The sequence below is a fragment of the Nonomuraea sp. NPDC050153 genome, from assembly GCF_044460125.1.
Classification (GTDB): Bacteria; Actinomycetota; Actinomycetes; order Streptosporangiales; family Streptosporangiaceae; genus Nonomuraea.
Map to the genome: position 1 here is coordinate 20,267 of NZ_JBITJQ010000062.1, position 14,451 is coordinate 34,717.

Below are 14,451 nucleotides of genomic sequence, written 5' to 3' on the forward strand. Positions count from 1 at the left end.
CTCCTGGAAACAGCTACGTAATGTCGCTTGGTTCTCGGCACGTTAAAAGGGTTTCACTCTCACGTCAATACCCAAGCTTCACAAACGGGCCGATAGAGCCCACCCACTGGACCAACGGCGCGAGCACGCGCTAGGCTCCGGATTAAAGCCTTTTAACAAAGCGGTAACCGCGCACGGAGGTAGATCACGGCATGGAGAACGGGCGGGCGAGCATCCGCGACGTGGCGGCCCGAGCGGGCGTCTCGGTGTCCACCGTGTCACGCATCCTCAACGGCAGCTATCCGCCGGCGCCGGAGACCCGCGACAAGGTCATGCGCGCGGTCCGCGACCTCGACTACGTCGCCAATCCGCACGCCCGCGCGCTGATCCGCCAGGACGCCGGCACGATCGCGATCGTGGTCCGGATGCTCGACGACGGCTTCCTCATGAGCCTGGTCCAGAGCATCGCCAGCACCCTCGCCGACGCCAGCCGGTTCTGCCTGATCGGCACCACCGGCGGCGACCCCGATCGCGAGCTGCAGGTACTGCGGCAGATGAGCGCCCAGCACTCGCCGGCCATCGTCCTCATCGGCGCCGTCACCGAAACCCCGGAATACGTGCGCCAGACCAGCGCCTTCGCCGCCTCCCTCGCGCAGACCGGCTCACGTCTGGTGCTGTGCGCCCGCCCCCCGCTCGGCCCGGATGTCCCCGCCGGCGTGGTCGAGTACGACAACGAGGGCGGCGCGTACGCCGCGACCAGCCATCTGCTGTCGCGCGGCCATCGCCGCATCCTGCTCCTGAGCGGCCAGCAGGACCACAGCACCACTGTGCGGCGGCGGGACGGATACCGCCGTGCCCTGGCCGATCTCGGCGGCGACCTCGACCCCCGGCTGGAGGCGGGCCCCGCGTGGAGCCGCGAGACCGGCTACGCCCGCATGCGCGACATCTTGCGGGCCGGGCCGCCGGACTTCACCGCCGTGTTCGCCCACACCGACCACGTCGCGAGCGGCGTCCTGCAAGCCCTGCGAGAGGCCGGGCTGCGCACGCCCGAGGACATCTCGGTCGTGGGGTTCGACGACGCCGCCTTCGCCGCCGATCTCGGACTGACCACCGTGCACATTCCCGCCCGGGAGCTGGGCCGGCTCGCCGCCACGATGGCGATGGCGCCGGACACCGTCGACCAGCGGGTCGTGCTCGGCACTCACGTCGTCGTGCGGGACAGCGTCGCGATCGCAGCCACCACCGAATAGGAGCATGATGACCCGCCGGCCCGTGACAGCACTGGTCATGTCCGAACCCACCATCCGCCAGCTTTTCGACGCCGCACGATTCGAGCGACTGCACGCCCTCGCCCGGCTCGACCGCCCCGAACCGCTGACCGAGCTCGGCTCACCGGCAAGCCGCGCCCGACTCCGCGAGATCGAAGTCATGATCACAGGTTGGGGGTGTCCGCTCCTGACCGGCGAGGTCCTCGATGCCGCTCCCCATCTGCGCGCCGTGCTGCACGCGGCCGGCACCGTCAAGACGCATCTGACCGACGCCTCCTGCTGGGAACGCGGAATCCTCGTCACCTCCGCGGCCAACGCCAACGCGATGCCGGTCGCGGAATACACCCTCGCCGCGATCCTGCACAGCGGCAAACGCGTGAGCGCCTTCGCCGAGGCGTACCGGCGGCAGGGCTCCGACTCCGCGTGGCGCGAACGCGTGACCGCCGGGTCGAACTACGGTCGCGTCGTCGGCATCGTCGGCCTGTCGCACACCGGCCGGCGTGTGGCGCACCTGCTGCGGGCCTTCGACCTCACCGTGCTCGCGAGCGACCCCTACGCCACCGAGGCGGACGCCCAGGCCCTCGGCACGACCCTCGTTCCACTGCCCGACCTGCTGCGCCGCAGCGACATCGTGACCCTGCACGCGCCGTCACTGCCCGAGACCCGGAACCTGCTGAACGCCGACCGCCTCGCTCTGCTTCCCGACCACGCCACGGTCATCAACACCGCCCGAGGCAGCCTGATCGACACCGGCGCGCTCACCGCCGAATGCGTGAGCGGGCGGCTCAGCGCGATCCTCGACGTCACCGACCCCGAACCACTGCCGGTCGACTCACCGCTGTTCGGGCTGCCCAACGTGCAGCTCACGCCGCACATCGCCGGAGCCATGGGCACGGAGGTCCATCGCCTCGCCGAGGCTGCCCTCGACGAACTCGAGCGGTACGCGAAGGGGCTGCCTCCGGCGTACCCGATCCATATGCGGGACCTCGCCCGCATCGCCTAGAAACGGGCGAGCTGGTTTTGAGAGTGGCGACGAGCAGCGCCGCGGTCGTCCTGACTGGCAGGGGAGTTGGGAGACGTCGGGCGTCTTGTCGAAGCGGGAGGCCGGCCCGCGCCACTCCTCGATCCGATGGCCCGCCGCGCGGGACCCCGTCGCGAGTCGGACGTTGCGCTTGCCTAAAACGCCATCCATGCAGTTCAAGCCGCATGCGAGAGCAGGACCAACCGGTCGGGCCGATCCGCTGGACCATCGTCCCCGACCGGCGCGCGGACCCCGTCACCAACCCCGGCATCCTGCCGGATACTGAGGTCGTGGATGTGAGCCCGAGGTCCGTGCGCGCGGCGGACGCCGATGTGAAGGTCGACCGGCAGGCGCGGATCCTTGAGGCGGTGCTTCGGCTCCTGTCCGTGCAGGGCATATCCGGCGTCAGCATGCGGGCCGTCGCACGCGAAGCCGGGGTCTCGCTGGGTCTGGTCAACTACTACTACGAGGACAAGACGAGCCTGATCCGGGCGGCCCTGCACCGCATCGAGGAGCAAGACATCGCGATAGTCGAGCCGGACCTCACCCTGGAGCCGGAAGAGCGGCTGCGCGCCGCGCTCAAGCGAGTGGCCGACCCGGAGTTCCTGACGACGGAGTACCTGTCCCTGCGACTCCAGCTCTGGGCTCTCGCCCGGGTGCACGAGGACTTCGAGCGCATCAACACGGTGGCCCAGAAACGCTACCGCGCCGGGCTCGCCGCCCTCATCCGCGCGGCCCGGCCCGGACTGTCGCGCGGCGAGTGCGGCAAGCGGGCCGCCGACATCGACGTCCTCCAGAACGGCCTGTGGCTCACCGCCCTGCTGGGGCTCGACCGCGCCTCGATCAGAAGGAGCGTCACCCGCTGCGAGGAGATCGCGCTCGCCGACTGACCGGTCGCCCCGGGGCGACTTTGAACGAACGTCCAGTGATGCATTGAACGATCGTCCAACCCGTCGTACGCTCCCGCCATGGCATCAGTCACTGCGGAAGACGTACGCCGCGTCGGTATGGGGTTCCACGAGAGCCCCGAACGATCGATGTCTCTGCGGTCGGAGGCGTACACGGACCCGCTGTGGCTCGAGGTCGACCTTCGGGCGATCTTCGCCCGGACCTGGCAGTGGATCTGCCACGTGGAGAAGCTCGAGCCGGCGGGCAGCTACGTGTCGGCCGTCGTGGCCGGCATGCCGATCGCGATCGTCCGCGATCGTGACGGAGCGCTGCGCGCGTTCTACAACGTCTGCAAACACCGCGCCCATGAGCTGCTCACGGGCTCTGGCACCACGCGCAACATCGTCTGTCCCTACCACGCGTGGACCTACGGTCTCGACGGGCGACTGAAGGCGGCTCGTCGCGCCGAGAGGATGGAGTCCTTCGACAAGAGCGAGATCTGCCTCGACCAGGTGCGGGTGGAGGAGTTCGGCGGGTTCGTCTACGTCAACCTGGACCCGGGCGCCGCTCCTTTGGGCGAGCAGGCCGGGGACCTGGCGGCCGACATCGCCCGGTGGGCCCCCGACGTCGCCCGGCTGACCCACGCCGAGCGGTTGACGTACGACGTCAGGAGCAACTGGAAGAACGTCATCGACAACTTCCTGGAGTGCTACCACTGTCACATCGCCCACAAGGAATTCGTCGACCTCGTCGACATGGACACCTACGAGGTGAAGACCCACGGCATCTGGTCGAGCCACTTCGCCGAGGCCGGCAAGCACGAGAACGCGGCGTACGACGTCTCAGATGCGTCGGTCACCCAGCACGCGGTGTGGTGGCTCTGGCCCAACACCTGTCTGCTGCGATACCCGGGCCGCGGCAACTTCATGGTCTTCCAGGTCGTTCCGGCCGGCCCCGACCGGACCCTGGAGACCTGGGACTTCTACTTCGAAACGGCCGAGCTCACCGGCGCCGAGGTCCAGTCGGTGACGTACATCGACAAGGTGCTGCAGGAGCAGGACATCTCCCTCGTGGAGAGCGTTCAGCGCGGCATGAGCACTCCCGCCTTCGACCAGGGCCGCATCGTCTGCGACCCGGCCGGCTCAGGGCTGTCCGAGCACGGCGTGCACCACTTCCACGGCCTGGTCCTCGACGCCTACCGGTCGTGTGTGGCGGGCTCCGGCACCGGGCGCGATCACGAGGAAGCCGTCCCCACCCTCACCGCCTGAAGGAGCGGCCATGTCGCGGCCTGCGACAGCGCGGCCGGGTGTGGCTTGCGCGCTGCGACCGGCCGGACCGGAGCCGGGCTTCGGCGGTTGTCGCGGTACCAGGCGTGCCCTGTTTGCGGTGGCCGCCAGAGGTTGGGACAGCGCCGCGCCGGGCACCTGTGTCATCGCCGCACCTGCGCGTGCTCGACTCGCCATTCTCACCATCAGCGGTTTTACGCCCACTTTCGGCATCAGGCGTGTTTGCCGTGCCTCAATCCGATCAGACTGATCTATATGTCATCGACCTCCAGCAACCCATCGAACGCCCAGCGCACGTCCGATGCTGCTCCTACCTTCGTGCTGGTCCACGGTTCCGGCTCCAGTTCGTTCATGTGGGCCCCCATCCAGCGCGAACTCGCGTTGCTCGGCCACCGCAGCCTCGCTGTCGACCTGCCGGGCCATGGCCTTGACGCGCAGTACCCGGTCGCCTACCAGGCCCCACAGGATCTCGACGCCTGGGCGAGCGAGCCATCGACGTTGGCCGGCGTCACGCTGCAGGACAACATCGACGTGGTCGTCGACGTCGTCCGCCGCGTGGCGGAGCACGGGCCCGTGGTGCTCGTGGGCGCCAGCCTCGGGGGGACGGCCATCACCGGGGTAGGCAACACGATCCCCGAACTGGTGGATCGCCTCGTCTACATCTCCGCCTGGTCGTGCGTGCAACGGGCCAACCCCATCGAGTACATGCAGGAGCCCGAGTTCGAAGCCAACCTGTTGGCCCCTCTCCACGCGTTCAACGTCGGAGACCCGTCCCGACTCGGTGTCGGCCGGGCCAACTACCGTACCGCCGAGCCCACGCTGCTCGCCGACCTCAAGGCGGCGATCATGGCGGACGTCACCGACGAACAGTTCCGTGCCTTCCTCAACATCCTGCAGCCGGACGAGTCGATCGCGGTGATGACGGCCGACGCCCGCGTTCACGCCGACACCTGGGGCACGATCGCCCGCACCTACATTCGACTTACCGACGACCGAACCCTTCCGGTGGCCATGCAGGACAGGCTGATCGCCGAAGCGGACGCCCTGACCCCTGACAATCCGTACGAGGTTCACACCCTCGACACGTCCCACGCGGGGTTCCTGTTCAGAGCGGCCGAGGTGGCCGCCATCCTCGACAAACTGCCCTTCTAACGACAAACAGGAGCAACCTCGGGTCCGGGCATTCAATCCTCCGGACACGAGGCGTCCTCCGGTGGCGTCGAGCCCTCGTGTCACGCCTGGCGAGCGGCGGGGAAGCCGGGGCGAGCTCGTAAGCGAACACCACGGACCGCAGATCCAGCAGGATGCACCCGACGTCTTCACCGTGGCCGGGCTGAGGGTGTACCGCTCGAATAGTGAGTTACGCGCCCCGAGCTGCGGTCAAGCGACGCAGTGGTATTCGCTGATCGAGCTCGATGGCCTGCGCCCCTGATCACACCAGTCCGCAGGACCGCCAGGCGATCGGCACGCGCGGCGACCACTGCCCGCCGTCGCCGCGCACCACCACGTACGCGGTGAGCGGCGACGCGAACGAGCTGCCACCGCACAGGACCCGCCCCGTGTCGACCGAGTAGCTGCCCGCCGGTCCGTTACCGCCCGACTGCGCCGTGGCACGGCCCTGCCACAGCACTCGGTCATCCGAGGCGCGCTTGACCTGGACGGTGACCTGGGTGCCCGGCGTCAGGTAGTAGCCGCGGACGCCCACGGTCTGGTACGGCCCCTCGTTGGTGGTGGAGCAGGTTTCACCATCGCACGAGGGCCCGTTCCCGGCGTGGTTGCGCTTCATCATGATGACCCAGGCGAGCCTGCGGGCCGCGCTGCCGTTGTCCCGCCGCGCCTGGGTGCGAGAGCTGGGGACCACGCACCGGTGGTCACCGGTGTACGCCTCCCGCCAGACGAACCCGGTCGTGCACGCGTGCCAGACGCCGGAGGCGTTCTCCGACCGCGTCCGGTCGCGTACGGACGGGTCCACGCAGACGTGGTCGCTGGACCGCGCGCCGCGCCAGACGTACCCGCCGGCGCAGGTGTCAGGGGCGAACGCGGTCTCGGCACCGGCCCCCGTAACCCCCAGCACCGACATCGCCAGGCATCCCGATGCGGTCATCGCCGCGAGCCTGCCGGAACGTGTGAGCATGGTCTTCCTCCAGGAGGGATCAAAGAACAGATCGCGGGCGGGCACTCCCGACCCCGTGATCGCATCCTGACCCGCAGCCCACCGCCGGACCTGAGTACCCCCTACTCATATTCGGCTGCCGCCGCACTCCAGTTGATTCCAGCCACCGAGGTACGGTTGGTTGAATCTGTCTCGCAGATCATGCGGCGTCGGCTCACGCCAAGCCGGTGGCGCCCACCGCCTTCCGCCCAGCGGTGGCGGACGGCGACGACCGGAACGCCGCTGCTCATGCAAAGCCGGGCGCGATCCCCCGTCTACGACGAGCTCGATCCCGGTGATGTACCACGTTGTCGATGCCCACGAATCAGGCGATCTCGATGTGGTCCAGTTCCGCCCAACGCGCCTGATACTGGAAGCGCAAGGTGTTCCACCCGGCGTTCAGCGTGAGCTGGGCCGGCACCTGCGTCCAGTTGTCCCAGCCGCGGTTGGGATAGCTCAGCGTGAACCGCGTGCCCCCGTTCACCGTCACCAGGTGCTGCGCGTCGCCGTAACCGGCGGCGTAGGCCACGTACGCGGTGTAGGCCCCGGCGACCGGCGCGGACACCCGGACGTCGACCCAGCTGTCCGCATAGTCGATCTTGGCTACGACGGCTCCCTGTGACGCTCCGGCCGCGCCGGTACGGACCTCGGCATGGTTGAGCGTGCCGCGCTCGGCCTCGTACCGTACCCGGCTGCCGCGGACGACCGGGTAGTCGTCGGCCCAGCCCAGCTCCGCCGTGTACAGGTGACGCGCGTTGCCCACCCATCCGTGGAAGAAGACACGGCTTCCGAGCACGTCGGTCCCGCCGGGGCCCTGAACGGCGCCGTCGAAGGTGGCCGTCGTCATCAGCGGCCGGTACGCCTTGGTGTAGGGCCCGGTGAGCGACGGGGACACGGCGTAGCTGGTGAAGTAGCTGTTGCCCGCGTAGGAACCCGCCGAGTAGAAGAGCACGTACTGGGAGGACCGCTTGACGAGCACGGGAGCCTCGATCACCCCGGCTTCTTCGGGCCGGTCGTTGCGGATGAGCTCGGTGCGGCCGCCGACGAAGGTGACGCCGTCCGCGCCGACCTGCTGCAGCCACAGAACGGTGGGCCGGCCGACGGCGTTGCCGTCGTTCTTGTAGAGCAGATACCGCTTGCCGTCGGTGTCGACGAAGCTCGACGGGTCGATGTCGCCGCCCTCGCCCGCGTCGCAGACGAGCGGTGAACTGCCGGCCGGTTGGAAGGGGCCAAGGGGGTTCGCCGAGGTCGCGGCGCCGATGCACATGCGCCCGGCGGCGGCGCTGGGGCCGGTGAAGTACATCAGGTAGCGGCCGTCAGGGAGCCGGGAGACGTCGGGCGCCCAGAACCCGCCGTTGCCCGCCCAGGACGGTTTGGCGGGCAGCGCGTCCCCGCGTACGGTCCACGGGCCGGTGGCGGACGAGGCGCTGGCGACCGGGATACGCCCGGCCCCGCTGCTGGTGGAGTAGGCGTAGAAGGTGGAGCCGACCTGGATGAGGTCCGGATCGGGGAAGTCGGCGCGAATCAGGGCCGTCGGGGCCACGGCGGCTGCCGCCGGCTCCGCACCGGCCGCAGGCAGGCAGAGCGCGGTCGTGGTGAACACGAGGAAGAGCCGGCCGAGCAGCCGCATGGGGACCTCCGATCATCTGTACTCATGGGTATAGGCCATTCCGGAGCCACGGAGAAGAGATTCTTTGGATTTCAGTCAAGAAATACTGATCCCGCTGTCAGACCAGTAGCTCGCGGTCTCCGGCGCCCACTGCAACCCGGTGGTGTCGCCGGCCGACTGTTGGCGAAGAGCGGACGGCGGCCTGTCCGGCGGCTACGTCGCCGCCCAGGTGCTGGGCGCCATCGGCGGTGCGGTGCCCGGCCAACGCGATGTTCGACAAGCCCGTGGTCTCCCTGTCGGCACCCAGCGATCGAGCGCGCCTCTGTGGCTCGGCGACGTGGTCGCGACCTCCGGCCTGGTGCTGGTGATCTTCTGTCTGACCCGGTCGGGTCGTACGGCCGTCACCCCGCTGGCGGTGGGCGGCTACATCGGGGCGGCATACTGGTTCATCTCCGCCACCAGCTTCGCCAACCCCCGCCGTCACCATCGGCCGGGCCTTCTCTTGCGCACGTGTTCTGCCGGATCGGTGCCGGTGGCGGCTGGGGTGCGGCAGCTCGGCCCAGGCAGAGCCCGGCTTGCGGCGGGCGGGGGCATGGGCCGGAAGCGGGTGGTGTGGTGGCCGCCGCAACTTTTCCGACCCGTTGATCATCGAACGGAGTCGGATCTCGGCGAGATCTGGCATGCACGCTCCCCCATGAAACGCCAGGCCGATCGACCACCCACGATGAGGACTGCCCATGACGCCTGCTGACGACGCGACCGAGCAGATCTCCGACAAGCCGGCTCGCCGCCCAGGGCTGCTGTTCCGCAATCGTGACTACACCGGCTGGTGGCTCGGCGAGACCGTTTCGGAGTTCGGCAGCGCGTTGTCGGTCGTCGCCTACCCGCTGCTGGTCCTCGCAGTGACCGGTTCGGCGGCGGGAGCCGGCGCGGTCGAGGCTGCCGCCAACATCGGTCTCCTGGTCACCCTGCTGATCGGCGGGGCGCTCGCCGACCGCTTCCCGCGTCGCACGATCATGCTGGCCGGACCGCTCGTGCAGGCGACCGCCGTGAGCACGGTGGTGGTCGCGGTGGCGCTCGACGGCGTCACCATCCCGCACATCGCCGCGGTGGGGTTCGTGCAGGGCCTGGCTGGAGGGCTGTCCGGTGGGGCGAAGTTCGCCGCGCTGCGCCGGGTGGTGCCGGAGCACCAGTTGCCGACCGCGTTCGCGCTCATGCAGGGGCGGACCATGGCGATCAGGCTGGCCGGGCCGTCCGCCGGAGGGTTCCTGTTCGGGCTGGCGCGGGCGGTGCCGTTCCTGGTCGACGTGCTCTCCTTCCTCGTCAGCGCGGCGGGCGTGCTGCTGATCCGCCGCCCCCTCGGCCCTGACCTGGACGAGAACGAGCCCCGGGAACCGATCCTCGCGAGCATCGCCGACGGCTTCCGCTTCATCCTCGGCCACGCCTACCTGCGGTTCATGACGGTGTGGATCGCGGTCGCCAACGCCTGCAACGGCGGGTTGTTCCTCCTGGTCGTCGTGTTGGTGCACGACGACGGCGGCAGCCCCGTGCTCGTCGGCGCGGTCACTTCCCTCGGCGCGGTGGGCGGGCTCGCCGGGTCGTTGCTGTCCGGATGGATCACCCGGCGGGTGCCAGGGCGGCTGCTCGCCATCTTCTCGTCCTGGTTGACGGCCGCCGTGGCCGTCGGAATCGCGTTCGCGCCGCACCCATGGCTGATCGGCGGGCTCATGTCGCTGATGATGTTCCTGGCCGGGCCGATCAACGTCGTCCTGGCCACCTATGAGGCCCGGACCATCCCGGACGCGTTGATGGGGCGGGTCTCCAGCGCGATCAACTTCGGGGCCTGGTCGATCCGGTGGGTCGGCGCCCTCGGGGCCGGTGTCCTGGCGTCGGTCTTCGGCCCGGTGGCGGCGACGATGGTCTTCGCCGGGGTGCTGGCGTCGATCGCGGTGAGCACCATGATCGCCAAGGGCCTGTACGTGCTCAACCGGCCCATCGACGAGGTCACCTCAGGCTAGCGAGCAACCCCGGGCGCGGACGGCTGGGTGACCTGGGAAGCGATCTTCCTCTCCTCCCTGAACGCTCAGCTCAGCTCCGGGCCGCCGCAGTGCGGCGGCCGGGCGCGCCCCCCCTGCGGGGAGCGGCCTGCTATCCGCCGATGTGTGGTGCGCGTGCGGCGGCGGAGCCGTCCCGGATCACCTCACCGGTGAGGTTGCCGTTGGCTCCCGAGCCCAGGAAGACGATGAGGTTGGCCACGTCGTCGGAGGTGGAGAGCCTGCGGGTGGGAGTGGCGGCGGCGAGGGCGTCGGTGACGAACGCCGGAATGTCCGGGCGGCTGTCGGTCAGGGTGAAGCCCGGCGCCACGACGTTGGCCAGGATCCCGTCCCGGCCGCCGTTCCAGGCCAAGCTGCGGGCGAGTCCGTACAGGCCCGATTTGGCGGTGCCGTACGGGCCCGGACCGGGCAGGCCCTCCTCCGCGACGCTCGAGGAGATCAGCACGATCCGGCCCCAGCCCTTGGCGCGCATGCCCGGCAGGACCGCGCGGACGGAGGCCGCCGTTCCGATCAGGTTGGCGCTGATCATCGCGTCCCACTCGTGCAGCGGCACGTCCTCGAACCGGAGGCCGGGATCGGGCGGGCCGTCGCCGCCCCAGCGCACGGCGTTGGCGACGAGGACGTCGATCCCGCCCCAGTGCTCGACGACGGTCGCGACGGCGCGGTCGACGGCGGGGAGGTCTTCGAGGTCGAGGCGGACGACGTACGCCTGCCCGCCCGAGGCCTCGACGTCGGCGGCCACCTTCTCGGCGCGGTCGGGGTTGTTGCGGTAGGTGATCGCCACGCGGGCGCCCTCGCGTCCGTAGGCGCGGGCGGTCGCGGCGCCGATCCCGGTCGACGCGCCGGTGATCAGGACCACGCGGCCGTTGAGATCTGTGTTCATGGTGTGGTTGTCCTCTTGTCTTCGCTGATCGGGTAGGGAGTCACGGTCAGGACGGCGTCTCGGCGCCCACCCGGGTGGCCAGGGTGCGCACCGCGTCGAGCGCCGCGGCGTGGGAGACCTCGTGCTGCTCGCGGAACTGCGCGAGGAAGGGCATGACCGTGGCGTGCGTGAGCTCGGCATGGACGAACTCCACGTCGTCCAGCCCGAGCACGGAGAAGTAGGCGCGCAGGTAGGGCTCCTGGAAGTCGAACTGCTCGCGGGGCGTGCCGGGCCCGTAGCCCCCGCCGCGCGCGCTCAGCACCACGGCCGACTTTCCCTTGAGCGGGAGCCAGGGCAGGGTCACGCGGTCGATCCACGCCTTGAGCGCGGCGGGCACCGTGAAGTTGTACATCGGCACGCCCAGGAGCAGGACGTCGGCCGCGAGGAGCTGCTCCACCAGCGGGCGGGTCGCCGCCCAGCTCCTGGCCGGCCCGGGGGCGCTCGCGGCCACCTGGTCCATGGCCTCGATGTCGCGCACCCCGTTCACGGATGACCGGGTGGCGAGGTCGACACGTTCCTCGTCGATGGGCGGCACCGGGTCCTTCACCAGGTCGCGATAGGTGTAGATCCCGGTCGGATGGGTGGCCCGCCAGTCGGCCACGAAGGCCTTCCCGAGCCTGCGCGAGAAGGAGTCGCTGCGTCCGCTGGCGTCCAGATGCAGAAGATGCGTCACAAGATTGCCTCACATTCGAGATGATCTGGAATCGCAATCAATATAGAACAAGATAGTCTTAAGTCAAGAACATCTCTGCTTGCTATCATGCTGGCATGGCCATCTCTGACGCCCCCGAGGGCTCGTCCGGCGGCTGGTTGCACCAGGACCTGCACTGGGTGTTCGCGCGGCTGAAGCAGGGCCTGGCCACAGCCGAGACCGCAGTCGTGCGGGAGCACGGAATGACGTTGTGGGGCTACACGGTTCTGATGGCGATCGTCGACGCCCCCGCCCGCACCCAGCTCGCCCTCGCCCAGGCCGTGTCGGTCGACAAGAGCAAGCTGGTCCTCATCCTCGACGAGCTGGAGAGCACGGGCCTGGTACGCCGCCGGCCGGACCCCGCCGACCGCAGGGCCCGGATCATCGAGGTCACCCCCGAAGGCACCCATGCGCTCAAAGCCGCCCGCGGCGACATCGAGGCGATCGAAGACCAGCTCCTGGCCAGTCTCACCCCTTCGGCTCGGACCGGCCTGCAGAGCGCGTTGCGGCATCTTGTCGGCGAGCCCATCGCGAGAGTCGAGGACGGGCGGCCACACGAAACCGCGTGCGCGCCCGACCAAGCCTGACCTTGTCTTCAGACCCCTCGACGGACGGCCGCACGCCCCCGAGCCCGCCTGACGATGGTGCCGCGCCTTCGTGCGAGTTCCGACCCGCCCCGAGCCCTTAACGCTCTGCGCGAACCCGTGCTCACCTGATACCGTTGCACGCGCAAGGCCATGGGAGGGCTTCCTTCTCACCCTTTTGGAACCGGAGTGCCCCTTCGCGGGGCGCCGGTCTGGTCCTAGCCCTTCCGCTCTCCTTGCATTCCGGGGCTTCCGCCCCGAAGACGCCCTTGAGGACGAGGGAAACGCCGCCCTCGGCTCAGGGGGTGGCGCTGTGCCGTGTGCGCCGCCGTCCGCGTCCGGCCGCCACGAGGCCGGCACCGGCCTCATCCTCGCCACCCAAAACGGGGGCGAACCCAGCCGGGCATGACGATGTGCGACATCTCATGTGATGAGCGTTACAAATTCTGGCGCGCCGCCATAAGACCGGCGCATACTCCTGTTCCATGCCAAATCACATGATCAACCGGCGGGCGCTCCTGCGCGCCGGCATCGCCGCCGGAGGTCTCCTGACCGGCGCGGCCTCCGCGGGCACCGCCGTGTTCGCCCGCACTGCTCAGCCCTCGAACGGGACCGTCCCCGACCAGCGACCCGCCACCCCGGACCAGGCGTGGGCGACGCTGCGCGAGGGCAACCGCCGCTGGGTGGACGGCACGGCCACCCACCCGCACCAGGACGCGGACCGGCGCAAGGAAGTGGCGCAGAAGCAGGACCCGTTCGCGGTCGTCTTCTCGTGCATCGACTCGAGGGTCTCCCCCGAGTTAGTCTTCGACGCCGGGCTGGGCGACCTGTTCGTGGTGCGGACCGCCGGGCAGACCATCGACCCGCTGGTGACGGGCGCCGCCGAGTACGGTCCGGCCGAACTCGGCACCCCGCTCGTCGTCGTGCTCGGCCATCAGCGCTGCGGAGCCGTCACGGCCGCCGCGGAAGCGCTGCACGAGCACAAGAAGCTGCCCGGCGAGCTGAACACGATCGCCTCAGCCCTGCGTTCGGCCTACACGCGTTCGGGCGGCGACGTCGACAAGATGATCCGCATCAACACCGTCGACGTGGTCAAGCAGCTCAAGAAGGACAAGCTCTTCGCGCCTCGCATCGCCAAGGGCGAGCTCAAGGTCATCGGCGCGTACTACTCGATCGACACCGGCGCGGTCACCCGCCTCGTCTGACCCGGGCTCGCGTCACCGAGCACACCCTCGACGGCGGGGGCGCCCAGCCTGAGCGCCCCCGCCGAGGTCGTCGAACGGAAACTCGGCTCCGCACGAGGTCGTCGTACGGAACTCGGCTCCGCCGCGAGCCCGGCCTCCACCCCGACACCGCGCTGGGCCGGCGTCCCTCACCCCGCCCGCAGTGCCGGTCGCTCCTGCGGCAGCGCCGCGCGCTCGGTCGCGGCGCCGGTGGCCGGAACGTCCGGCCCGGTCGCGCCGCCGTACGTGGTGATCTTGTACTCGATCGCCGTGAGGGAAAGGGTCAGCTCACGGATCCGGCGGCGGATGGTGTCGCGATGCTCGACCAGCATGTCGAGCCGCTCGGGCACCGTGTGCTCCCCCGCGTCGACGAGCGAGATGTAGTCCTGCAGATCGCGCATCGGCATGCCGGACAGCCGCATCCGGGTGAGGAACACCAGGCGCCGCACCGCGTGGGCGTCGTAGACCCGATGCCCGTTGCTGTCACGGGCCACCTCGACCAGCCCGGCCCGCTCGTAGTAGCGCAGCGTGTGGGGCGAGATGCCGAGGAGCTCGGAGACCTCAGCGATCATCATCGGCTCGGGCACGTCGGCCAGGTCGGTGAGGCGGTGGATCACCTCCACCGACAGCGGGCCGTCGTCCCCGACCGTTTCGAGTGCCCTGGTCATCAAGTCGTCGGTGGCCATTGGTAGTCAGGGGCGCGGTGCCGTGAAGGCCCGGTTCCCCATCCCCCTTTCAATTCCGTACGTGCGGTTTTCCCGCATACGGCTTACC

General features: G+C 69.6%; 13 protein-coding genes. 8 read left to right on the plus strand and 5 right to left on the minus strand.

What is annotated here, in order from left to right:
- The first annotated feature begins 191 nt into the window (after positions 1–191).
- The 5 genes from ACIBQ1_RS60240 (at position 192) to ACIBQ1_RS60260 (ending at position 5,594) form a co-directional block, all read left to right on the plus strand.
- Positions 192–1,229, plus strand: a complete 1,038-nt coding sequence (locus ACIBQ1_RS60240; RefSeq protein ID WP_397292440.1) for a LacI family DNA-binding transcriptional regulator — start codon at positions 192–194, stop codon at positions 1,227–1,229.
- Between the two features lie 37 nt (positions 1,230–1,266).
- Positions 1,267–2,250, plus strand: a complete 984-nt coding sequence (locus ACIBQ1_RS60245; protein WP_397292441.1) for a hydroxyacid dehydrogenase — start codon at positions 1,267–1,269, stop codon at positions 2,248–2,250.
- 203 nt (positions 2,251–2,453) lie between these two features.
- Positions 2,454–3,158, plus strand: coding sequence for a TetR/AcrR family transcriptional regulator (locus ACIBQ1_RS60250; RefSeq protein ID WP_397292442.1), 705 nt, complete (start codon positions 2,454–2,456; stop codon positions 3,156–3,158).
- Positions 3,159–3,236: 78 nt separating this feature from the next.
- Positions 3,237–4,424, plus strand: coding sequence for an SRPBCC family protein (locus ACIBQ1_RS60255; RefSeq protein ID WP_397292444.1), 1,188 nt, complete (start codon positions 3,237–3,239; stop codon positions 4,422–4,424).
- A gap of 273 nt (positions 4,425–4,697) precedes the next feature.
- Positions 4,698–5,594, plus strand: a complete 897-nt coding sequence (locus ACIBQ1_RS60260) for an alpha/beta fold hydrolase (protein WP_397292445.1) — start codon at positions 4,698–4,700, stop codon at positions 5,592–5,594.
- A 280-nt stretch (positions 5,595–5,874) separates the two neighbouring features.
- On the opposite strand, the gene ACIBQ1_RS60265 is transcribed toward ACIBQ1_RS60260, so the two are convergent.
- Entirely contained in the window at positions 5,875–6,576 is a 702-nt protein-coding gene (locus ACIBQ1_RS60265; RefSeq protein WP_397292447.1) for a hypothetical protein, read from the minus strand.
- A 343-nt stretch (positions 6,577–6,919) separates the two neighbouring features.
- Complete coding sequence (locus ACIBQ1_RS60270; RefSeq protein ID WP_397292448.1) at positions 6,920–8,224, minus strand: family 43 glycosylhydrolase; 1,305 nt, start codon at positions 8,222–8,224, stop codon at positions 6,920–6,922.
- A 716-nt stretch (positions 8,225–8,940) separates the two neighbouring features.
- On the opposite strand from ACIBQ1_RS60270, the gene ACIBQ1_RS60275 reads away from it, so the two are divergent.
- Positions 8,941–10,221 (plus strand): MFS transporter, encoded by a 1,281-nt coding sequence (locus ACIBQ1_RS60275; RefSeq protein WP_397292449.1) that lies wholly within the window; start codon positions 8,941–8,943, stop codon positions 10,219–10,221.
- A gap of 130 nt (positions 10,222–10,351) precedes the next feature.
- Here ACIBQ1_RS60275 and ACIBQ1_RS60280 read toward each other — a convergent pair whose 3' ends face one another.
- On the minus strand, positions 10,352–11,140 hold the full coding sequence (locus ACIBQ1_RS60280; RefSeq protein ID WP_397292451.1) for an SDR family NAD(P)-dependent oxidoreductase: 789 nt from the start codon (positions 11,138–11,140) through the stop codon (positions 10,352–10,354).
- 46 nt (positions 11,141–11,186) lie between these two features.
- Complete coding sequence (locus tag ACIBQ1_RS60285) at positions 11,187–11,852, minus strand: FMN-dependent NADH-azoreductase (RefSeq protein WP_397292452.1); 666 nt, start codon at positions 11,850–11,852, stop codon at positions 11,187–11,189.
- A 95-nt stretch (positions 11,853–11,947) separates the two neighbouring features.
- Here ACIBQ1_RS60285 and ACIBQ1_RS60290 point away from each other — a divergent pair, with 95 nt between their 5' ends.
- Positions 11,948–12,457 carry a MarR family winged helix-turn-helix transcriptional regulator gene (locus ACIBQ1_RS60290; RefSeq protein ID WP_397292454.1) on the plus strand — a complete coding sequence of 170 codons (510 nt, stop codon included), beginning with the start codon at positions 11,948–11,950 and terminating at the stop codon, positions 12,455–12,457.
- Between the two features lie 482 nt (positions 12,458–12,939).
- Positions 12,940–13,659, plus strand: a complete 720-nt coding sequence (locus tag ACIBQ1_RS60295) for a carbonic anhydrase (protein WP_397292455.1) — start codon at positions 12,940–12,942, stop codon at positions 13,657–13,659.
- 167 nt (positions 13,660–13,826) lie between these two features.
- Here ACIBQ1_RS60295 and ACIBQ1_RS60300 read toward each other — a convergent pair whose 3' ends face one another.
- The gene (locus tag ACIBQ1_RS60300; RefSeq protein WP_397292456.1) at positions 13,827–14,345 is read right to left on the minus strand and encodes a MerR family transcriptional regulator; all 519 of its coding nucleotides are present in this window, start codon (positions 14,343–14,345) and stop codon (positions 13,827–13,829) included.
- Positions 14,346–14,451 lie beyond the last annotated feature (106 nt).